We start from the raw sequence: 22118 nt of genomic DNA, 5'->3' as shown, positions 1-22118 counted from the left end.
GGCCGCGACGCGCAAACCGCGACGCGACGCGCATTCAGGCGCAGCCTCCCTTCCGCTTCCGGGCGCCGCCGCTCAGCCTGCCAGCAGGCGCTCCATGTCCTCGTCCTTCTCGCGCCACAGCCCGTTCATCCACTGCTGGAAGCAGGCGCGGAAGGCGCGGTCTTCCTGGTAGTTGCCGGCGACCAGCTCGGCCGGGATCGGGCGCTGGCGCACCTTCACCCGCACCGCGGGCACGCGGTCGGCCATCAGGTCGATCATCGAGGGGCGGCCGCCCGGATAGGCGATGGTCACGTCCAGGATCGAATGCAGGCCCTGCCCCATCGCGTCGATCACGAAGGCGACGCCGCCGGACTTGGGCTTGAGCAGGTGCCGGTACGGCGAGGCCTGCTGCGCGTGCTTGGCCTCGGTGAAACGGGTGCCCTCGACGAAGTTCATGATCGACACCGGGATGTCGCGGAACTTCTCGCAGGCCTTGCGCGTGGTCTCGATGTCGCGCCGCCCCAGCTCCGGGTTCTTCGCGATCTGGCGGCGGGTGTAGCGGCCCATGAACGGGAAATCCAGCGCCCACCACGCCAGGCCCAGCACCGGCACCCAGAACAGCGAGCGCTTGAGGAAGAAGCGCAGCAGCGGCACCTTGCGGTTGAACACCTTCTGCAACACCAGGATGTCGACCCAGCTCTGGTGGTTGGCCAGCACCAGGTAGTGGCCGTCGCGGCGCAACTCGGCGGTGCCCTCGATCTCGAAGCGGGTGCGGGTAAAGGCACCCATCATCCAGGTGTTCACCGCGATCCAGCTCTCGGCCAGCCCGGTCAGCACCGGGTTGCAGGCGCGCCACACCGGCCGCAGCGGCAGTACCGCCTTGACCACGCCGGCCAGCAGCACGGGCACCGCATGCACCAGGGTGTTGAGGACGATCAGCAGCAGGATGGGCGGGACCCGCAACAACGGCATGGGGACACCGGAACCAGGGATGTGAAGGGCGCCGCAGCGTAGCAAATCGGCCCACCACCCGAGTGCCTGTTTGGCGTGCATGGCCCAGGCCGGGCCTGGTCCACGGCGCGGCTCGCCGTGCGCACGTTCGGAACCCTGACCCCAGGGGCCGGCAATTCCCGATGGTGCGGCCGCGGCGGCCCGGGCATGCTCGTCCCCTTGGCGCCCCTCGACGCCATCGCGCCGGTGCTTCCCCCGCTCCGGTGCACCACGGCCGCCCCTGGCGGCCGTGTTCTTTCCGCGGCCTCCCGCCAGCGTGGCGGGGTCAGCCGGCCGCGCCCAGGGTGTCGATCAGGTCCTGCACCCGGAACGGCTTGCCCAGGTAGATCACCGAGTCCGGCAACGCCGGCAGCTGCGAGGTGGCGTAGCCGGACACCAGGATGGTGCGGCACCCGGGCCGCGCGGCCTGGGCGGCCTGCGCCACCTCCAGCCCGCTCATGCCGCCGGGCATGCTGATGTCGCTGATGACGAAGTCGAACCCGCCCTCCTGGTCCAGCAGCCAGCGCGCCTGGTGGCCGTCGTGGGCCTCGACCACGGCATAGCCGGCATCCTCCAGCGCCAGGCTGGTGACCATGCGCAGCAGCTCGTCGTCCTCCACGTAGAGCACCTTAGGCATCGGCGGCCTCCCCTGCAGGGATGGCCATGGTCACGCAGGTACCCTCGCCCGGCGCGCTCTCGATGAAGGCGAAGCCGCCGGATTGGCTGGCGAAGCCGAACACCTGGCTCAGGCCCAGGCCGCTGCCGCGGCCGACATCCTTGGTGGTGAAGAAAGGTTCCATGGCGCGCTGGCGCACGTGCTCCTCCATTCCCGGGCCATCGTCGGCCACGGAGACATACAGGTAATCGCGGCCGGCCACGGCGCCTGGATGCAGCGCCGGGTCGGGTCGGGTGATGCGGGTGGCGATGCGGATGGTGCCCGGCTGCTCCATTGCATCGCGCGCGTTGGCCACCAGGTTCACCAGCGCCGCTTCCAGCTGCTCGGCGTCGACCATGACCCGGGTGTCGGCCTCGGCCAGGTCGAACACGCACTGGGTGATCGGGCCGGCGGCGCGGCGGTAGACCTTGGCCGCGCTGCCAATCAGCGCGTTGACGTCGTGCAGCTCCGGTTCCAGGGACTGGCCGCGGGCGAAGGCCAGCATCTGCCGGGTCAGGCGCGCGCCGCGCGCGGCGGCCTGGCGCGCGGCGTCGACCAGCATCTCCCGGCGCCGCCCCTCCGCCGCCGGCAGCAGGTCCAGGCTGGCGGTGATGACCGCCAGCAGGTTGTTGAAGTCGTGGGCGATGCCCAGGGTGAGCTGGCCGACCGCGGCGATCTTCTGCGCCTGGACCAGCGCCAGCTCGGCCTGGCGGCGCTGCTCGGCCGCCTGGTAGTGCTCGGTGATGTCGCGGGTGACCTTGGCGAAGCCCACCAGCCCGCCGTCGCGGTAGATCGCATCGATCACGATGTGCGCGCGGAAGCGGCTGCCGTCCTTGCGCACGCGCCAGCCTTCGGTCTCGTAGCGGCCCTCCTGGCTGGCGATGGCAAGCGCGTGCTCCGGCACGCCGTGCTGGATTTCCTCCGGCGTGTAGAAACAGGAGAAATGCCGGCCGATCACCTCGCTGCCGGTGTAGCCCTTGATCCGCTCGCCGCCGGTGTTCCAGCTGAGGATCGTGCCGGAGGCATCCAGCAGGTAGATGGCGTAGTCGGTGACGCCCTGCAGCAGCAGGTGCTCGCCCTGCGGGCTCGCTGGCGCGCCGGCGTGTGTCATCGCGTGGTGCCGCTCATCGGACAAGTCCCCCTTTCCGGTCCGCAGGGCGTACGGGCCGGCAGAGGATGCCACCGGTGGACCGCCGATGCCATCGGCATGATGTGCTCCAGGCTGCATTTCCAGATTCATCGGATACTGAATACGTCACTTCGCATCGGCCCAGCGGGCCAGGTTCTGGCGGATCGCATCCATGCCGGCCCAGGGGTCCTTGCGCCGCCGGCGCAGCTTCTCCGGTACATCCTTGATCGTGTACAGGTCCGCGCGCGGCAACCGCGCCAGTTCGTTCCAGCCAATGGGCATGGCCACCGGCGCCCCGGGACGGGCGCGCAGCGAATACGAGGCCACCGCCGTGGCGCCGCGGCCGTTGCGCAGGTAGTCGACGAAGATCCTGCGGTTGCGGAAGCGCTTGGTTGCGGTGGCGACGAAGCGGTCCGGTTCGGACCTGGCCAGGGCATCGGCAAATCCGTGGGCGAAGCGCTTGGTCAGCTCCCAGTCGCAGCCCGGCGCCAGCGGCACCACCACGTGCAGGCCCTTGCCGCCGGTCACGCGCAAGAACGACTCCAGCTCCAGCGCTTCCAGCTGCCGCCGGATGTCGACCGCCGCCTTCTTCACCTCGGAAAACGGCACGTCCGGCCCGGGATCGAGGTCGAACACCACGCGGTCGGCGGAATCGGGGCTGTCGGCGTGCGCGCCCCAGGGATGGAACTCCAGCGCGTTGAACTGCACCAGCTCCATCAGTGCGGCCGCATCCTCCACCACGAGGTAATGCGCGTTGGTGCCGCTCTCCTCCTTGAGCTTCACCGAGGCCACCCGTTCCAGCCCGGCGGTCAGATGCTTCTGGAAGAAGCAAGGCTTGCCGGTGCCGGAGGGACAGCGGATGACCGAAAGCGGGCGGCCGGCGATTTCCGGCAGCAGGTGGTCCATCACCGCCGTGTAGTAGTCCCACACGTCCTGCTTGGTGGCGCGGATATCGGGGAACAGCACCTTGGCGGGGCTGGAGAGCTTCGGCCAGTCCCGGGTCTGGGTGGCGGCCTTGCGCCGGCGGGCGGATGCCGGACTGGCCTTCGCCCCCGTGGCCGTGCCAGTGCGGGCCTTCGCCGAGGCGCGTGCCGGCGTGGCGGCGACTTTGCCTGCTGCCGTGGACTTCTTCGCAGCGGCCCTGGTCGCAGCTTGCGTGGCCTTCCCCGCTGCCGGTTTCGCCGCTTGCTTGATGGCTTTTTTGGTGGCCGTCTTCGCCGCATTCTTGCGCGCGGGCGCCTTCTTCGCCGCCTTCCTGCCGCCCTTCGCTGCCATCGCCTCCTCCTCCGCGACGCCCGGACCGCGGTCGCTGTCGTACAGGTCGGCGATGTCCTTGTCCGGCCGCAGCGCCTTGAGCGAGGCCTGGCGCAGCAGCTCCTGCCCGCCGATGCCGCGGTAGAACACCTCCACCACCAGCCGCGGCGGCACCCAGGTGGCGCGGCGCAGCGCGGTGTCCATCGCCGGCACGAACGCGGTCGGCTTGCTGCCGGCGTCCTGCGCCAGCCGCGGCGCCAGTTCGCGCAGCTGCTCATCGCTGAAGCCGGTGCCCACCCGGCCGACGTAGCGCCAGCCGTGCTCCGCATCCGGCCTGGCCAGCAGCAGCGAACCGAAGCCGGTGCGGCTGCCGCGCGGCGCGGTATAGCCGACGATGGCGAACTCGTCGCTGGCCAGCTGCTTGGTCTTGCGCCAGTCGTCGCCACGCCCGGGGCGGTAGGGCCGGTCCGCGCGCTTGGAAATGATGCCCTCGAAGCTGCGCTCCGCCGCCAGCGCCGCCGCCTGCGCACCGTCGCCGGGGATATGCGAACTGAGCGCCAGGTGCGCCGGCCCCTTCGCCAGCACCTCCTGCAGCAGTTGCTTGCGTTCCAGCAGCGGCGCCTCGCTGATGTCCACGCCGTCCACGTGCAGCAGGTCGAACAGCACGCAGGCCAGCACCCCGGGGCGCTCCCCGGACAGCGTGGCCTGCAGCAGGTTGAAGTCCTCGCGCGTGCCGCTGCCGGCGATCAGCTCGCCGTCCAGCGCCGCGCTGCGCAGGCCCAGCGCCTTGACGGCGTCGCGGATCTCCGGGATGCGATCGGTCCATTCCAGCGCGTTGCGCGACCACAGCCGCACCTCGCCGTCGCGCACCGTGGCCAGGATCCGGTAGCCGTCCCACTTGATCTCGTGCAGCCACTGCTCCCCTTCCGGGGCGTCCTGGCCCAGCCGCGCCAGCTGCGGCTGGAACGGGCCCTCCGGCGCTTCGGCCGCGCGCGCGCCGGGCAGGGCCAGGGCGCGCTTCTTCCAGTCCTTGTGCCTGGCGCGCGGCGCTGGCACTTCCGCCAGGCGCTTGCGGGTGGGCTTGCCGCGGCCGGCGCGCCTGCGGTCCTCCTCCGGCGCAGGCGTGACCTCGGCCAGCAGGTCGTCGGCCTCCAGGCTCCCGGCCCAGGCGTCCTTGTCCTTGAACAGCAGCCACTGCGGCTGCCGTGCCGGCTTGCCGGAGCGCACCAGGTGCCACCCCCCCTTGAGCTTGCTGCCGTGCAGCTCGAAGCGCAGGTGGCCCTTGGCCAGCTGCTCCTCGGGATCGCCCTCGGTGGACCACACGCCATGGTCAAAGCGCGCCACGTGGCCGCCGCCATACTCGCCCCTGGGAATCTCGCCCTCGAAGCCGGCGTAGTCCAGCGGATGGTCCTCGACCTCCACCGCCATGCGCTTGACCGCCGGATCGTAGCTGGGCCCCTTGGGCACGGCCCAGCTCTTGAGGGCGTCGCCCACCTGCAGGCGGAAGTCGTAATGGCGGCGGCTGGCGTGGTGCAGCTGGACCACGAAGATCGGCCGCTGCCCGCGCGGCGCCGGCTTGCCGGGCTCCGGCTCGCGGGTGCGTTCGAAGCTGCGCTTGCGCTGGTAGTCGACCAGGCTCATGCCGGCCCGTCAGCGCCCCAGGTGGCGGCGCACCGCGTCGGCCGTGGACCCGACCGCGGCCACGGCCTCGCGCAGCTGCTGCTCGCTCACGCTGAGCGCCTCGGTCCAGTAACGGACCTCGTAGTCCTCGGAGAGGTTGATACGGTCGCGGTCGGGCGAGCCGACCTCCTTCCTGTCGTCGGACATGGCCGGGCTCCAGCGTGGGGGAGCCACTACGCTGCGCCACCTCCCGTCGCGCAGCCGTGAACCGGCGCCGCCGCGGCGGCGTCGTTCAGCGACGGGAACCGCTCAGTAAACGTAGGACCAGGTCTGGCCTTCGCCGCCGTGGCTGCGCACGCGCCACCAGGTGCGGGACAGGCGCTCGGTGCCGCGGCTGCGGGCGATCAGCATCTCGCCCAGCTTGATCGTGGTGGTCACCTCCACCGTCGCGCTGCGGCGGCCCGGCGCGACGCGGATGGAACCGATGTCCACCCGCACGTCGAACGCGATCAGGCCGCGGCTGCGGGCATGCAGCCGGCGCAGTTCCTCCATGGTCTGGCGGGTCATCTCGCAGGTGCCATCGCTGTCGAGCACCGTCTCGCCCAACCGGCGGCCGTCGGCGTACTGGACCAGCCTGGCGCGGTAATCGCCGGCCAGGTCCTTGCACATCGCCTCGTGGTCGAAATCGCGGAACGCGACCAGCTGGCGGTCGTAGAACTGGCGCACCTGCGCCTCGTCGATCGTCCAGCCCCGGTTCCAGGCGACGAACGCAACCGTCGCCAGCACGACCAGGGCAATCAGCCTTCCCAGCATCCCTTCCCCTCCCCTGCAGTACCCCTTTACGGCGACACCAGCGTGGCGGCGCCGCCTCCCGTCGATCGTTACCGGAAGGTCCGACCAGGTACTGCAAGGGCGTCCCTGCCGTGCAATGGCGGGAAGTCTAGCAAACCCGCGACACCAGCCGTTGTCCGCTCCCGGCCTGCCCGGCCGACCGCGGACGGGGCCGGCCTACTCCGGGGCCCTGGGCTGCCGCGCGGCGGCTTCGCGAGCCTCGCGGGCCGCCTTTTCCTTTTCCATCTTGTCCTTGTCGTGGTGCCACTTGATCGCGAAGAACATCGCGACGCCCAGCACCACGACCTTGAACACGATGAAGACCACGGGGAACCAGTCTGCCGACATGGCGTGCAACCTCTTATGCGGATACGGAAAACGCCCGCCGCGCGGCGGCACGTCCCAGCCACCACCACGGCCACTTCCAGCCTGCCCGCAAGCATCCTCCAGCGGCCCCGGACCAGGCTCGCGAGCGACCACCATCGGCGATCCCCGGCCCCTCCGGCTTGTCCGAAGGCAACTGGTCCGACGCATATGATCGCACCGCAGCATGCGCGGTGGCCAACGGCAGCCCCGGGACTGAGGGGACTGCATGCCACCACGGCAATGGGCCCCCACTGGATCAGGACGCCGACCTATAGAAATCAATGGGTTGCTCGTCGCCAGCCCGGCGCCTCGTGTACGGCCTCCCTTTACAAACCACCCAGAAACTATTCGAATACAGTTTTGGTACGGGTGGACTGGGGGCGAGTTGGGAGCCGTGCAAAGCACCGTTCGATGGGGAATCGAACGACGACTTGAGTTCATCGAGTTCCGGCTGTTCTGGGAGGGGCATGTCAACCGTAGCGACCTGGTGGACGCCTTCGGGATCTCGGTCAACCAGGCATCCGCCGACCTGAACCGCTACCTCGGCATGGCCCCGGACAACATGCTCTACGACAAGAGCGCCCGCGCCTATGTCCGCGGCGACCGCTTCGAGCCCCTGTTCCTGAGACCGGACCCGGCCAGCTACCTGTCCCAGCTGCGGTCGATCTCCAACGGCATCGTCAGCCAGGACCAAACCTGGATCGGCCAGATGCCGGACTTCGATACGGTGCGCAGCCCCGCTCGGGGCATCGACGCCGGCCACCTGCGCACCGTGCTCCAGGCCATTCACAGCAGACGGGCCATCGAAATCGAATACCAGTCGCTTTCCAGCCCTACCCCGCGCTGGCGCTGGATCGCACCGCATGCCATTGCCTTCGACGGCTTCCGCTGGCATGCCCGGGCGTACTGCTTCACCGATGACTGTTTCAAGGACTTCCTGCTGGCGCGCATCCTCGGCATCCGGGACAGCCGCCCCAGCGATATCGATCACAGCCAGGATGCCGACTGGCACACCCTTGTGACGCTGGAAATCGGCCCACATCCCGACCTATCTGACACACAGAAGAAGGTGGTAGCACTCGACTACGGCATGCGCGACGGCAAGGTTAGCGTCCGCGTCCGCAAGGCCCTCCTTTACTACGCGCTCAAGCGCCTCGGGCTGGATGCCGACGCCACAACCAGGAAGCCCGCGGACCAGCAGATCGTGCTTCTAAACCGGGAGGCTGCGGATGATCCCTCTCAATAAAGGCACCTCTCAAAATGGCCGGGACGTGCCGCAGACAGAGACGGAAACCCGCGCACGCCGCATTGATGTCGACTTGGCTCGCGCAGGCTGGTCAGCTCCCCGCCGCAACCTTCTGGAAGAAGTGCTGCTTCGCACTGCAGAACCCACACCTGAATACGGAGACGTCAGATTCGCCGACTACGTGCTGCTGGATGTCTCTCGCAATCCTATTGCCGTTGTCGAGGCCAAGCGCAGCGCGCGTGATGAGTTGGCCGGGAAACACCAAGCTGCGGAATATGCGGATGCCATTCGAGCCAAGACGGGCACGGATCCATTCATTTACCTGACCAACGGCCGCGACATCCAATTCTGGGATCGCGATCGCTATCCGCCGCGCAGAGTGGCCGACTTCCACTCACCCGAAGACCTCGAAAGGTTGCTTCACCAGCGGCGGTATGCGCAGCCGCTTGATGGTGTGACCATCGATTCGCGAATCGCCGGGCGCGACTACCAAGTCGAGGCGATTCGCCGCGTGGCTGAGGGCATCCAAGCTGCCAAGCGCCGCTTCCTGTTGGTGATGGCCACGGGCACCGGCAAAACCCGCACCACGATTGCCCTGGTCGATCTCCTGCTGCGTGCCAAGCGAGTGCAGCGCGTGCTGTTCCTGGCCGACCGGCGCGAGCTGGTGCGCCAGGCCATGACCGAATTCAAGAATCATCTGCCGAACGAGAGTTTGGCCCGGATCGAGAACGGCGAGACCCCGTCTGCTCGCATTCACTTCGCCACCTACCCCAGCATGATGCAGGTGTATGAACGGTTGTCGGTCGGGCATTACGACCTGATCATTGCCGACGAAAGCCACCGCTCCATCTATCAGCGCTACAAGGTACCGCTCGATCACTTCGACGCCTTGGTGTTGGGCCTGACGGCGACCCCGACCGACTACATCGACCACGACACATTCCAGCTATTCAGCTGCGACGATGGCGTGCCGACCTACCTGTACAGCTACGAGCAGGCGGTGGCCGATGGCAATCTCGTCAACTACCGCGTGCTCGATGCCCAGACTCAGTTCCAAATCCAGGGCATTCAGGGCGACAGCCTGCCCGAGCCGCTGCAGCAAATGGCACGTGACCAGGGCGTCGATCTCGAGGAACTGGATTTCGAAGGTACCGACCTCGAGAGGTCCGTTGTAAACCAAGGCACCAACGATGCCATCGTGCGCGAGTTCATGACGCGTTGCCGCAAGGACGCCCAAGGTCTTCCACATAAGACTATCGTTTTCGCCGTCAGCCATGCGCACGCCAAGCGGCTGTACGAGAGCTTCAATCGTCTGTACCCCGAGCTGCAACGGCAGGGATTGGCGGAAATCATCGACAGCCACATGGAGCGTGCCGACACTTTACTCGACGACTTCAAGTTCAAGTCCATGCCTCGCGTGGCCATTTCGGTGGACATGCTCGACACTGGCGTCGATGTCCCTGCCATCCAGAACCTGGTGTTTGCCAAACCCGTGTTCTCCCGGGTCAAGTTCTGGCAGATGATCGGCCGCGGCACGCGGCTTCATACAGACCTGAGAACCGGCGAAACCAAGCGCGATTTTCTGATCCTCGATCACTGGAAGAACTTCGCCTACTTTCAGCTCAATCCTGAAGGAGAGATCGATCGGCCCAGCGAACCGTTACCGGTACGCCTGTTCCGCGACCGACTCACCCGCTGGCAACTCGAAGTAGCGCAAGCTCGTCAGACTGACACCACCGTGCGCCGCCTGCAGGCCATGCTGGCTGCTTTGCCGCGCCAAAGCATCGACGTGCGGCCGCATGGGGATGTGCTGGATCAACTTGCCCAGGCCTGGCCAGCCCCCAGCGAGCCCACCGTCGAACGCCTGTCACACACCCTGGCGCCCTTGCTGCGCCTGGTGCCCGGCCAGAGTCTGGATGAACTGCAGTGGCGTTCATGGTGTGAGCGCGCCGCACTGGCGCTCTTGCGGGGCGATGCCGAGCAAGCAGAGCGGCTCCAGGCTAGCATTCAGGACGCCCTGCGCCGACTGCCCGAATCCATCCCGGAGATACGGGCCCAGCGCGACGCCCTGGCCTTCGCCCTTTCTCCTGGCTTCTGGCAACACCTGGACCTCCCCCGCCTGGACGACCTGCAAGAGCGCTTCGCGCCGCTGATGCGGTTTAAGGTGCGCGAAAGCAACCAGCCCATCGAGATCAACCTGCCCGACCGCATCACCCAGCGTCACTGGATCATCTACGGCCCCACCGGCGAAGGTGCCTTTGCCGAAAGCTACCGTGAACAAGTCGAGGCCTGGGTGCGCCGTCTCGCAGACGACCACCCGGTGCTGGCCAAGCTGAAACGCGGCGAGTCGGTCAGCGACGCCGAACTCGATGCTGTGGCGGCCACGATCAATCAGGCCGACCTGTTTGTCACCGCCGACACGCTGCGACAAGCCTTCGACGCCCCACAGGCCTCGTTGCTGGAGCTGCTGCGCCACATCCTACGGCAAGACGCCCGTCTGCCCGACCGTGAAGCGCGTGTACAGCAGGCCTTCGACGCCTTCATCGCCGCCCATCCGCGCCTGCGTGCCAACCAGCTCGCCTTCTTGCGCGCCGTGAAAGCTGCGGTGCTGCGCCATGGCCGCATCAGCCGTGCGGCGCTGTCACAACCACCACTGGCCCATGTTGGCAAGGTCGAGGCGCTGTTTGCGCCGCAAGACATCGACGAACTGCTCGCCTTGACCGAAAAGATCGACGAGCACGCCGCCTGAATACCTACGAGGACACCTCATGCTCACCCCCCATTTGCGCAAGAATGTTGACAAGCTGTGGGACCGCTTCTGGTCCGCCGGCCTCACCAATCCACTGGTGGCCGTAGAACAGATCACCTACCTGCTCTTTCTCAAACGACTGGAAGACCTGGACCGGGATCGCGTTCACGCCGGTAAGGACTCCGTATACGCCAAAAAACTCCCTGAGGAACTCGAGCGAGAAAGGGAAGAACGTGATCGAGCCATCGCCAGTGGAAAACCCGATCCAGGCGAAAAACCTGCACCTGGGGAAACCTGCCGCTGGAGCTACATCCGCCAGCAAAGCACCGACACTAAGCACCTGATCGAAACCGTCTTTCCCTGGCTGCGCACACTCGACCGGCGTCTTTCCGACCATGAGGAGGACACCGAACTCGCCGGCCTCAACGGCCGCATGGCCGATGCTTACTTCCAGCTCGACCCGAACAAGGGTCAGGTGCTGCACGACGCCATCGACCTCATCGACAAGCTGTTCGCCCAGGCGGGCGACGGCAGCGCCGCGCAGGACCTAATGGGCGACACCTTCGAGTACCTGCTCTCCGAAGTGGCCACCGCCGGCAAGAACGGCCAGTTCCGCACTCCCCGGCACCTGATTCGCTTCATGGTCGAGCTGCTCGATCCCCGGCCCGGCGAGCGGCTCATCGACCCGGCCGCCGGCACCGGCGGCTTCCTGTTCAGCGCCCAGCAATACCTGCGCCGCCAGGGCTCCACGCCCGAGAACCTGCGCCTCGAATGGGACGGCGCCCCGCACCGGCTCGACCTGGTGCAGGCCACCGAGCAGGAGCGCGCGCTCATCGAAGACGGCACCTGCTTCGTCGGCATCGACAACGACCGCACCATGGCCCGCATCGGCTGGATGAACCTGGTGCTGCACCACATCCACAACCCCCGGCTGATGCAGGGCGATTCGCTCTCCAAGCGCGAAGGCAAGCCCGAACTGGCGCCGCTGCTGGCCAGCGAAAGCTACCGCTACGTGCTGGCCAACCCGCCCTTCACCGGCACCGTGGACACCGCCGATCTGGAGCGCGACAGCCTGCTCTTCCCCCGCGCCGGTACCAAGGGCAAGAAAAAGGAAGAGGTGCTCACCAACAAGAGCGAGCTGCTCTTCGTCTGGCTGATGCTGGACCTGTTGCAGGTGGGCGGGCGCTGCGCCGTCATCGTTCCCGAGGGCGTGCTGTTCGGCAACACCGACGCCCACGTCAAGCTGCGCCGCGAGTTGCTCACCGAGCATTGGGTGGAGGCCGTCATTTCACTGCCCGGCGGCGTATTCCAGCCCTACACCGGCGTCAAGACGTCCATCCTCGTCTTCCGCAAGGAAACCCCGCGCGCTGGCAAAACTGGCTTCGAGAAGAATGACCCACGTACCGAACATGTCTGGTTCTACGAGGTGACCGCCGACGGCTTCAGCCTAGACGCCAAGCGCACTCCGCGTCCGGGGCAGGACAATGACCTGTGGGACGCCCTTGTCCAGTTCCGCCGCTGGCTGCAGGAGGGCCGTGCCGCCACCGAGGGCGAGGCCACCTACCACCAGCCGCGCTACTGGCGCGAACGCTGGCGCCAAGCCAGCCTGCGCGATGCCAGCGGCCAGCTCACCCCGGCCGGCTTTGCCTTTGCCGACGACCCCGAGGCCGCGCCCGCCTTCGACGGCAAGACCTGGGCCATCCATGAGCTCTTCCCCGAGCTGCTGCGCGAAGGGGAGGAGACCATCGACCCTCAAGAGGCCGAGGCCCGCGTGCGCGAATGTGTTGCCCCTCGCCTGGGGGAGCTGGCCAGCCGCCACTTCGCCCACGCCGACCCGAAAACCGCCGCCACCGAATGGAACCGCGCCGCGCGCGAACTGCAGTGCTGCTTTGAAGACGAAGGCCCGGCGCTGGCGCTGTGGAAGCAGCTCACCGTAGCCGCGCGCGACCAGGTACCCGACGAGCCGCAAGGCGAGCCCGTGGTCGATCTCGTCGATGCGCTGCGGCCCCTGGCCCGTGAAGTTGCCAAGGTGGACGGCTATGACCTGTGGCTGCGCAGCCCCGCCATCGACCAAACCCGCCCGGCCGGCGCGCGCAAATGCTGGGCCGTGCCGCTGCGCGCCTGGGCGCCCGACCCCGAATGGCGCTCGGCCGACGGCGCGCTGCAAGGCTCGCACGACGCCACCGGGCGGGTGCGGCCCGAATACGTGGCCGAGAAGCTGCCCAACCTCTACGACGGCGACACGCTCAACGCCGCGCTGCTCGATCCCGACTGCATCGAAGCGCGCGACTGGAACCTCTCGGCCGGCCAGTACAAGCCCTTCGACTTCGCGGCCATGGACAGCGAGGTGTCGGTCACCGCGCTGATCGACGAGCTGCGCCAGCTCGAGCGCGGCATCCTCGACGGACTGGACCGCCTGCAGGCGATGGTGGAGGGCCGGGCATGAAGTGGCCGCAAGGGTGGCGGGAGGTTTCGATACTCGATGTGTGCCAACTCAATCCCTCTCTCACTCGGAATGAATGGCCATCCGATGACGCGCTAGTCTCGTTCGTGCCGATGTCAGCAGTTGATGAGAACCGTGGTGTCATTGCCTATCCTGAGGAGAGGCCGTTTTCGGAGGTCAAAAAGGGGTACACACCGTTTCGCACTGGCGATGTGTTGTTTGCGAAGGTCACCCCTTGCATGGAGAACGGCAAGGTCGCCATTGCAGAAGGTCTCAGGAGTGGGATTGGTTTTGGTTCGACTGAATTTCATGTCCTGAGGCCGAATCCTGAGCTACTCACCCCGGAGTACGTCTTTTATTTTGTACGCCAACCGTGGTTCCGGCTTCAGGCTGCTTCGGCCTTCGTCGGTACTGGTGGTTTGCAACGGGTGCCTCCAGGCTTCTTCAAGAGAGTGCGGCTGCCGCTGCCGCCCCTGCCCGAACAGCAGCGCATCGTCGAGGTGCTGCACGCAGCCGCCGCGCTTCGGCAAGCCAAGCAGCGTGTCCTGCAGGGCTTTGATGAGGTCATTCAGGCCCAGTATCGCGCGCAGTTCGGCCGCTACTTCACTCGCCAAGGCCTGCTGAACGCCACGCGCATCGGCGAGCATGTCGAGAGCACGCAATACGGGGTCTCAGAGGCCATGGCAGAAGCCGGCAGTCACGCCGTGCTGCGCATGAACAGCATCACATCGAGCGGTTGGCTCGATCTGTCAGACCTCAAGTACGCCGATCTGTCGTCTCAAGACGCGGCGGCCACCACGCTGCAAGACGGGGACTTGCTGTTCAACCGCACCAACTCGCGCGAGCTCGTCGGCAAATGCGCAATCTGGCGCGGCGAGCCCGGGCGATACAGCTTCGCGTCGTATCTGGTGCGGCTGCGGCTGAAGCCCACGCTGTTGCCCGAGTACCTCTGGGCCACCCTGAACAGCCCCTACGGCAAGTACCGTCTGTTCAATGCGGCCAAGCAGGCCGTCAGCATGGCCAACGTCAGTCCCACCGACTTGGCGCGCATCAGCATCCCGCTGCCGCCCGTCGAGGAGCAGAGCCTGTTTGCCGCCTTCGTCCGCGAGGTGGAGCGGCAACGTGGGCAGATCAGCGTGTCCGGTGCCCGCATGCAAACGCTGCAGCCGGCCCTGATCACCGAAGCCCTCTCCGGCCGTCTCACCGCCGCCTGGCGCGAGCAGCACGCGCAGGCCCTGGCCGAGGCCGCCCGCGAGCGCGATGCGCGGCTCGGCGCGCCTACGCCCCAGGTGATGGTGCGCATCACCGAACACGCTCCCGCCGAGCGCCGCACCGACCTGGCCCGTCCGCGCCGGCAGGCCTTGATCGAGCAGCTTTCCAGCTTCCAGCATGCGGTGTGGAACACGCTGCGCGTCGAGTGGCGCGGTGCGGTGCTGACTGACGACCCGGCGGCGTTCGAGGAGTTCTGCACCAGCCCGCAAACCGCCTGGCGCCAGGAGGGATTCGCGGCCGGGCGCGAGCAGGTGCGGCGCGCCCTCGAGCAACTGGCTGCGATGGGCCTGATCCGCAAGATGAGCCTGCCGCGCCCCGACCCCAACACCGGCCGCACCGAGTACCTGACCGCCTTCCGCCCCTTGCGCGAGGCCGAGGACGGCAGCCGCCCCGAAGAAGACACGGCGCTGGCCGATGCCGAGCGGCTGGGGCGCGAGCTCGAGCGCCGCCGGGCGCCGGAGGCGCGTTGAATGCGGCTGCGCTACCTGCACCTGTCGCACTACCCGCCGCTGGCCGATCTGGCGGTGGCCTTCAGCCCGCGCGCGCCCTGGGCCGCGTTCGAGCCGCAGGGCGCGCCGGCCCGGCTGGCCATCCACTTCGTCATCGGCCAGAACGGCAGCGGCAAGAGCCACCTGCTGCGCGCGCTGGCCGAGAGCTTCTTGGCCCTGGCCGACGAGCGCCTGCCGCGCAGCCCGGTGAGCTTGGTCTACGAGCTGGGCCGCCCCAGCGAACCGGGGCATCGCACGCTGATCTTCGACTGCCCCGGCGAAGCCCACGCCACCACGCTGTGGCAGGCGGACGGCTGGGCCTTTCCCGATACGGCGGACCGCGAGGCCTTCGCCCAGGCGGTCGCCTACTTGCGCGCCGTCGATCGCACGCCGGAAGGCACGCTGGCCGTGTTCAAGACCCGCATCGCCCGGGGCGACTACCCGCAAAGCGTGCCCGATGCGCTGCCGCGCGCGCTGCTGGCCTACACCTCGGGCTGGATGGACCCGTGGCGCGCGGCCTGGCAGCCGCCCGTGGATGGCGAGGCGCTGAATTTGGTCACGCAGTCGCCCGACCACGACCCCAGCCAGGAGCGCCCGCCCGGCTGGACGGAAGAGGACGAGGCCAGCGTCGTGATCGACGGCGGCCGCTTTGGCGACGAGACCGCCCGCACCGTGGCCCCGGCCGAGGCGGACACCGCGCCGGCCGATCTGTTCCGCCGCCCGCTGCTGCTGGAGCCGGTGATGCTGACCGCCGCGCTGCTGGCCGTGGCCACGCAGGCGTCCGAAGCGCGCCGACTAGATCAGGCTGATGACGCGCTGGCGGAGCTGTTCCGCAAGGCCGGCTGGCACCGCCTTGTCGGCGTGCGCCTGCAGGTGAATCTGGACCGCGCCCTGGCCGCGCCGCGCGCCTTGCTCGCGCGCGTGCACGACGCCATCCGGCTGGCCGGCGAGTGCCTGGCCGAGCCCCATCCGGGCAAGGCGCTGCGCAGCCTGTTCTTCGACCTCGACGGGGCGCTGCCTGCGAGCGCCGAACCGCGCGACGCCCAACGCTTTGAAGGCTTGACCACCCAGGGCCAAGCCTTGCACGCCCTGCTGGGCGAGAAGGGCGACACCGCGTTCGAGCGCTTCGGCGCCCTGCTGGGCTGGTGGCGGCACGGGGTGTTGGAAGACATCGAGCTCTTTATCCGCCGCAACGACAAGCCCGAAGAGGAAAGCCTGATCGACCTCAGCGACCCGGGCGTGCTGCGCCTGAGCGAGTTCTCCGACGGCGAGCGGCTGGTGCTGGCGCGCTGGGCGTTGTTCCACCTGCTGGCAGGGCAGGACGACGCGCTGCTGTTGCTGGACGAGCCCGAAACCCATTTCAACGACGCCTGGAAGCGCGAGATCGTGCAGGTGGTGGACACGGCCATGGGGGTCGATGCCAGCCAGGTGCTGATCGCCACCCACTCGGCCATCGTGCTGTCCGACGTGTTCGACGAGGAGGTGGTGCGCATTCGCAAGGTGGACGGCCATTCCACCGCCGAGGGCGTGCCGGACCAAACCTTCGCCACCGACCCCAGCGCGCTGATGATGACGGTATTTGGCGCCGAGGACAGCATCGGGGCGCGAGCCCAAAAGCGCATCGAGGTCTTCTTGCGCGCTGCTGCTCAGAAAACGGACCCGACGCCGGATGACGTGCGGCAACTACAAGCACTTATCCGCCGCCTGGGTACCGGCTTCTATCGCACCGAGCTGCAAACCCTGCTCAACCGCTGGCAGCAAGCTCCCGACCTGCGCGCCGTCGAGCAGGTGATTCCCACCCTGCAGTCGGACGCGCTGAAGGACGAACTGCGCGCGCTGATCCTCAAGACCCGCGAAGCGAGCGGCAACGCGGAGGACAGTGATGCTTAAGCCCATCCACCGCGTGACGTGCTCACCGGCTCTGGCCGCCTGCCAGCAGCTGATGCGGCGCTTCGCACTGTGGCTGTGTGACCCCCAAGTCTCCGGCGTTTCCATCACCCAAGCGAACCTTCGGTCAAGCATGGGCAGCGCCATCGAAGGCGATTGGCTGTGGCACTTGCTGGCCGGCAAGACCGGAACCAAGCCGTTGTTTGACAAGGCGAAGCGCATCGCCGACCTGTCACCGGCTGAGAAGACTGGGCTCCAGCAGTGGATTCAGGCGGTTAGTGCTCTGGCGCAGCATTTCGGCCCGACACCACCCGCCGCTCTGCCGGTCGCTCCGCCGAATCAATGGCGCAGCCAGGACGAGCACTGGAAAGCCTTCAAGACACTGATGGTGGCGTTCTACGAGGACGGCTTGCGCGGCGGCCTGCCTTACGCTGCCAACGGCGCCCCCACAACTGATGTCACGCTACGCGTGAGCTACGACCAATTCGTGCGCGAGTTTCGCGCCGCGCATCGCCTCGACTCCCACCCCGATGCCCGCGAGGCCTGCGTGCTCTGTGGCGGGCCGCTGGTACTGCCCGCCGTGGACCACTGGCTGGCCAAGACGACGTTCCCGCTGCTGGCCGTGTGCGCGGACAACCTGCTGCCCATATGCGGAGAGTGCAATTCAGCGCCTCAAAAGGGCCAGAAGGATGTCCACACCAATGGCTCGTTCTCCGATTGGTTCCACCCGTATCTGCGCCATGCCAATGGTGGGATTCGACTACGCTACGACGATGCCGCACTGCGTGTTCTCGTCGAAAGCAACACCCAGGCCGATTCCAGCAAGGTTCAAAACCTGGACAAACTGCTCAACCTTGGCGAACGCTGGACCCGGGAATTCAAAGCCGAGTACCGCCGCTTACACCGTGAACTGCTCCAGTTCAAGGACTGTTCTAACCCCCAACCATCCGCAGAACAACTGGCCTCACGTATCCGCGAGTACAAAGAACGACTCTCTGACAAGGAACCGAACTTTGAGATTAATCTAGAGGTTGCAGAAGCGTTCCTCATTCCCGCGCGCCTGCAAGCCATCGTCACGGAGTAGACACAGCTGCCTCATGAATGAGGCAGCTGTCTGTGCTGATCGGCCCGATAGCCTCACTCCCACTCGATCGTCGCCGGCGGCTTGCCGGAGATGTCGTAGACCACGCGGGAGACGCCGCGCAATTCGTTGATGATGCGGTTGGACACCTTGCCGAGGAACTCGTACGGCAGGTGCGCCCAGTGCGCGGTCATGAAGTCGATGGTCTCCACCGCGCGCAGGGCGATCACCCATTCGTAGGCGCGGGCATCGCCGACCACGCCCACCGACTTGACCGGCAGGAACACGGCGAAGGCCTGCGAGGTCTTGTCGTACAGGCCGGCCTTGCGCAGCTCGTCGATGAAGATGGCGTCGGCGCGGGCCAGCAGTTCGGCGTATTCGGGCTTGACCTCGCCGAGGATGCGCACGCCCAGGCCGGGGCCCGGGAACGGGTGGCGGTAGACCATCTCCCGCGGCAGGCCCAGTTCCACGCCCAGGCGGCGCACCTCGTCCTTGAACAGCTCGCGCAGCGGCTCGACCAGGCCCAGCTTCATGTGCTCGGGCAGGCCGCCGACGTTGTGGTGGCTCTTGATGACGTGGGCCTTGCCGGTCTTGCTGCCGGCCGACTCGATCACGTCCGGGTAGATGGTGCCCTGGGCCAGCCACTTGGCGTTCTTCAGCTTGCCGGACTCTTCCTCGAAGATCTCGACGAACAGGTTGCCGATGATCTTGCGCTTGGCCTCCGGGTCGGCCACGCCTTCCAGCGCCTTGAAGTAGCGGTCGGCGGCGTCGACGCGGATCACCTTCACGCCCAGGTGCTCGGCGAAGGTGGCCATCACCTGGTCGCCCTCCTGCCAGCGCAGCAGGCCGGTGTCGACGAACACGCAGGTCAGCTGGTCGCCGATGGCCTTGTGCAGCAGGGCCGCGACCACCGAGGAGTCCACGCCGCCGGACAGGCCCAGGATCACCTCGTCCGAACCGACCTGCTCGCGCACGCGGCGGATCTGGTCCTCGATGATGTGCTCGGCGGTCCACAGGGTCTGGCAGCCGCAGATGTCGACCACGAAGCGGCGCAGCAGCGCGGCGCCCTGCTTGGTGTGGGTCACTTCGGGATGGAACTGCACGCCGTACCAGCCGCGGCGGTCGTCGGCGAAGGCGGCGACCGGGATGCGGTCGGTTTTGGCGGTGACGGTGAAGCCCGGCGGCGCCACCGACACGTGGTCGCCATGGCTCATCCACACGTCCAGCCGCGGCGGCGAGCCGGGGTGGTCCTTCAGCCCCTCGAACAGGCGGTCGGCCGCCACCAGCGAGACCTCGGCGTGGCCGAACTCGCGCTGGTCGGCGGCCTCGGTGGCGCCGCCCAGCTGCACCGCCATGGTCTGCATGCCGTAGCAGATGCCCAGGATCGGCAGGCCCGAATCGAACACCTCCTGCGGCGCCCGCGGCGAACCCTCGACCGTGGTCGACTCCGGGCCGCCGGACAGGATGATCCCCTTCGGCGCGAAGGCCGCGATCTCGGCTGGGTCGTGGTCCCAGGCCCAGATCTCGCAGTAGACGCCGATCTCGCGGATGCGGCGGGCGATCAGCTGGGTGTACTGCGCGCCGAAGTCGAGGATGAGGATCTTGTCGCTATGGATGTCGGTCATGGAGGTTCAGGTGGCAGTGGACGGTGCGCCGGGTGGCCGAACGGCCTGCCCCTGCCTCAACCGATCTGGTAGTTCGGCGGCTGCTTGGTGATGGTGACGTCGTGCACGTGGCTCTCGCGCTGGCCGGCGCCGGTGATCACCACGAACTGCGGCTTCTTGCGCATCTCCTCGATGGTCGCGCAGCCCACGTAGCCCATGGTGGCGCGCAGGCCGCCGGCGAGCTGGTGGATGATGCCGCTCAGCGGGCCGCGGTACGGCACGCGGCCCTCGATGCCTTCCGGCACCAGCTTGTCGGCGTCGGAGGCGTCCTGGAAGTAGCGGTCCTTGGAGCCCTTCTCCATCGCGCCCAGCGAGCCCATGCCGCGGTAGCTCTTGTAGCTGCGGCCCTGGAACAGCTCGACCTCGCCCGGGGACTCCTCGGTGCCGGCGAACAGGCCGCCGATCATCACCGTGGAGGCACCGGCGGCGATCGCCTTGCCGATGTCGCCGGAGTAGCGGATGCCGCCGTCGGCGATCAGCGGGATGCGGTCCTGCAGCGCCTCGGCCACGTCGTCGATGGCGGTGATCTGCGGCACGCCCACGCCCGCGACCACGCGCGTGGTGCAGATCGAGCCCGGGCCCACGCCGACCTTGACCGCGTCGGCGCCGGCGTCGAACAGGGCCAGCGCGGCGTCGCCGGTGACGATGTTGCCGCCGACCACCTGCACCTGCGGGAAGTTCTTCTTGACCCAGGCCACGCGGTCCAGCACGCCCTGGGAATGGCCGTGCGCGGTGTCCACGATCAGCACGTCCACGCCGGCGGCCACCAGCGCCTCGACGCGCTGCTCGGTGTCGCCGCCCACGCCGACCGCGGCGCCGACCATCAGCCGGCTGTGCGCGTCCTTGGCGGCGTTGGGGTTGTCGGTCTTCTTCTGGATGTCCTTGACCGTGATCATGCCGCGCAGCTGGAAGTCGTCGTTGACGACCAGCACCTTCTCGATGCGGTGCTTGTGCAGCAGCTGGAAGATCTCGTCGTCGCTGGCGCCTTCCTTGACCGTGACCAGGCGGTCCTTCTTGGTCATGATGTGGCGCACCGGATCGTCGAGCTTCTTCTCGAAGCGCATGTCGCGGCTGGTGACGATGCCGGCCAGCTGGCCGTTGGCGTCCACCACCGGCACGCCGGAGATGTTGCGCGCGCGGGTCAGCTGCAGCACCTCGCCAATGGTAGTGTCGGGGTTGACGGTGAACGGGTCCTTGATGACGCCGGCCTCGAACTTCTTGACCTTGGCGACCTCGTTGGCCTGCTGCTCGACGGTCAGGTTCTTGTGGATGATGCCGATGCCGCCGAGCTGGGCCATGGCGATGGCCAGGCGGGCCTCGGTCACCGTGTCCATCGCCGCCGAGACGATCGGCAGCTTCACCCGCAGGTCGCGGGTCAGGCGCGTCTCGAGCGAAACGTCCTTCGGCAGTACGGTGGAGTGGGCGGGGACGAGCGAGACGTCGTCGTAGGTGAGTGCTTCGGCCTTGATGCGCAGCATCGGCATACCCGGGTGTGGGGAAGCGCGTCATTATACCCCCGATCCGGGGCCCTACGGCGCTACGCAGCATTCCGGCCGGCACCCGCCGGCGGGCCGTTCAGCGCCCTGCCCGGCCCGGCGCCCGCTGCGCGCGCCCCAGCCCCTTCCAGGTCAGCCACAGCGCCCCGGCCAGGTAAGGCAGGCAGCTGGGCACCCACATCAGCAGCCCGGCCAGTTGCTGGTCGGCCAGCGGCTCCAGCCCGACCTCGGGGGCCCGGAAGGCATACAGGGGGTACAGCGGCCGCGGGGCGAAGGTCAGCAGCGCGCCCAGGAAGCCCATCACCATCATCAGCGCCACGCTGGCGACCACGCCCGGTGCCGGACCGGCGCCGGCGTCGCGGATGCGCCGCCACAGCGCGGCCCAGAACCACAGTCCCGCCAGCAGGAAACTGGCATGCATGGCCTCGTGCAGGCGCGTGCTGGCCACCGCGGCCTGCAGGGAGCCTGGCAGGTGCCACAGCACCATGACCGCCGCGTGCGCGACCGTGGCCGGGCCCAGGCGCGCGGCCAGCCAGGCCAGGGCCGGATGCAGCGACCGGTGCAGCCCCCACGCCAGCGACCGCGGCAGGGCCCCGGAGATCACCGCCCAGGGCCGTCCGCCCAGCAGCAGCGGCGGCACCACCGCCAGCAGCAGCATGTGCTGGGCCATGTGCGCGCCCAGCGACCAGCGCGCGTAGGCGTTCGGCGGCCCGCCCAGGAGGAAGGCCAGCAGGACGATCCCGGCGACGAAGCCCGCGGCCTCGAGCGGGACGATCCCGCGTCCCGGCGCGCGCCGCCACAGCCGCCAAAGGCCGGCCAGGTACAGCGCCAGCAACAGCAGCGGCGGCAGCAGCCACGGGCCGGGCGGCGTCCACGGCTCGGCCAGGCTCCCCGGCGCGCGGCACGCCGGCACCAGGGCCAGGGCCGGCAGCGGAAGCATCGCGATCACGGCGGCCGCCGCCCACGCC

16 protein-coding genes are annotated in these 22118 nt (G+C 68.0%); 6 read left to right on the top strand and 10 right to left on the bottom strand.

Annotated elements, in window-relative coordinates:
• Nucleotides 1–72: 72 nt before the first annotated feature.
• The 7 genes from PSEJ31_RS0106470 to PSEJ31_RS17085 form a co-directional block, all read right to left on the bottom strand.
• Nucleotides 73–951: an acyltransferase gene (locus PSEJ31_RS0106470; protein ID WP_028914984.1), complete on the bottom strand. Its 879-nt coding sequence runs from the start codon at nt 949–951 to the stop codon at nt 73–75.
• 304 nt (nt 952–1255) lie between these two features.
• A complete protein-coding gene (locus PSEJ31_RS0106465) occupies nt 1256–1606 on the bottom strand; it encodes a response regulator (protein WP_037034671.1) in 351 nt (116 codons plus the stop codon).
• On the bottom strand, nt 1599–2759 hold the full coding sequence (locus tag PSEJ31_RS0106460; RefSeq protein ID WP_232210987.1) for a PAS domain S-box protein: 1161 nt from the start codon (nt 2757–2759) through the stop codon (nt 1599–1601). Before PSEJ31_RS0106460 ends, PSEJ31_RS0106465 begins: the two co-directional genes overlap by 8 nt.
• A gap of 120 nt (nt 2760–2879) precedes the next feature.
• A complete protein-coding gene (gene ligD, locus PSEJ31_RS0106455) occupies nt 2880–5648 on the bottom strand; it encodes a non-homologous end-joining DNA ligase (RefSeq protein ID WP_028914981.1) in 2769 nt (922 codons plus the stop codon).
• A 9-nt stretch (nt 5649–5657) separates the two neighbouring features.
• The gene (locus PSEJ31_RS16485; protein ID WP_084220819.1) at nt 5658–5834 is read right to left on the bottom strand and encodes a DUF3606 domain-containing protein; all 177 of its coding nucleotides are present in this window, start codon (nt 5832–5834) and stop codon (nt 5658–5660) included.
• 102 nt (nt 5835–5936) lie between these two features.
• On the bottom strand, nt 5937–6440 hold the full coding sequence (locus tag PSEJ31_RS0106445; RefSeq protein ID WP_019398146.1) for a hypothetical protein: 504 nt from the start codon (nt 6438–6440) through the stop codon (nt 5937–5939).
• A 195-nt stretch (nt 6441–6635) separates the two neighbouring features.
• On the bottom strand, nt 6636–6806 hold the full coding sequence (locus PSEJ31_RS17085; protein ID WP_019398145.1) for a hypothetical protein: 171 nt from the start codon (nt 6804–6806) through the stop codon (nt 6636–6638).
• A 412-nt stretch (nt 6807–7218) separates the two neighbouring features.
• On the opposite strand from PSEJ31_RS17085, the gene PSEJ31_RS0106435 reads away from it, so the two are divergent.
• Genes PSEJ31_RS0106435 through PSEJ31_RS0106410 form a run of 6 tightly spaced genes read left to right on the top strand, consistent with a single transcriptional unit; the run spans nt 7219 to nt 17993 of the window.
• Nucleotides 7219–8070 (top strand): WYL domain-containing protein, encoded by an 852-nt coding sequence (locus tag PSEJ31_RS0106435; protein WP_198015037.1) that lies wholly within the window; start codon nt 7219–7221, stop codon nt 8068–8070.
• A complete protein-coding gene (locus PSEJ31_RS0106430; RefSeq protein ID WP_051403677.1) occupies nt 8054–10819 on the top strand; it encodes a type I restriction endonuclease subunit R in 2766 nt (921 codons plus the stop codon). The genes PSEJ31_RS0106435 and PSEJ31_RS0106430 overlap by 17 nt, the downstream gene beginning before the upstream one ends.
• 19 nt (nt 10820–10838) lie before the next feature.
• Nucleotides 10839–13265, top strand: a complete 2427-nt coding sequence (locus tag PSEJ31_RS0106425) for a class I SAM-dependent DNA methyltransferase (RefSeq protein ID WP_028914978.1) — start codon at nt 10839–10841, stop codon at nt 13263–13265.
• Nucleotides 13262–15004, top strand: coding sequence for a restriction endonuclease subunit S (locus PSEJ31_RS16480; protein WP_084220818.1), 1743 nt, complete (start codon nt 13262–13264; stop codon nt 15002–15004). The genes PSEJ31_RS0106425 and PSEJ31_RS16480 overlap by 4 nt, the downstream gene beginning before the upstream one ends.
• Complete coding sequence (locus PSEJ31_RS15765; RefSeq protein ID WP_051403674.1) at nt 15005–16912, top strand: AAA family ATPase; 1908 nt, start codon at nt 15005–15007, stop codon at nt 16910–16912.
• Nucleotides 16905–17993, top strand: coding sequence for a hypothetical protein (locus PSEJ31_RS0106410; RefSeq protein WP_028914977.1), 1089 nt, complete (start codon nt 16905–16907; stop codon nt 17991–17993). Before PSEJ31_RS15765 ends, PSEJ31_RS0106410 begins: the two co-directional genes overlap by 8 nt.
• Nucleotides 17994–18046: 53 nt before the next feature.
• Here the strand turns inward: PSEJ31_RS0106410 and guaA are convergent, their stop codons facing one another.
• The 3 genes from guaA to PSEJ31_RS0106395 all read right to left on the bottom strand — a co-directional run bounded on the left by guaA (nt 18047) and on the right by PSEJ31_RS0106395 (nt 22090).
• Nucleotides 18047–19615, bottom strand: a complete 1569-nt coding sequence (gene guaA, locus PSEJ31_RS0106405) for a glutamine-hydrolyzing GMP synthase (protein WP_028914976.1) — start codon at nt 19613–19615, stop codon at nt 18047–18049.
• A gap of 56 nt (nt 19616–19671) precedes the next feature.
• Entirely contained in the window at nt 19672–21132 is a 1461-nt protein-coding gene (gene guaB / locus PSEJ31_RS0106400; RefSeq protein WP_028914975.1) for an IMP dehydrogenase, read from the bottom strand.
• 97 nt (nt 21133–21229) lie between these two features.
• A complete protein-coding gene (locus PSEJ31_RS0106395) occupies nt 21230–22090 on the bottom strand; it encodes a cytochrome c oxidase assembly protein (RefSeq protein WP_037034666.1) in 861 nt (286 codons plus the stop codon).
• Between the last annotated feature and the right edge of the window lie 28 nt (nt 22091–22118).

Origin of the sequence: Pseudoxanthomonas sp. J31 (genome assembly GCF_000510725.1) — a bacterium.
Classification (GTDB): Bacteria; Pseudomonadota; Gammaproteobacteria; order Xanthomonadales; family Xanthomonadaceae; genus Pseudoxanthomonas.
Note: the sequence above shows the minus strand (reverse complement) of the source record. Positions and strands in the feature narration are given on the sequence as shown.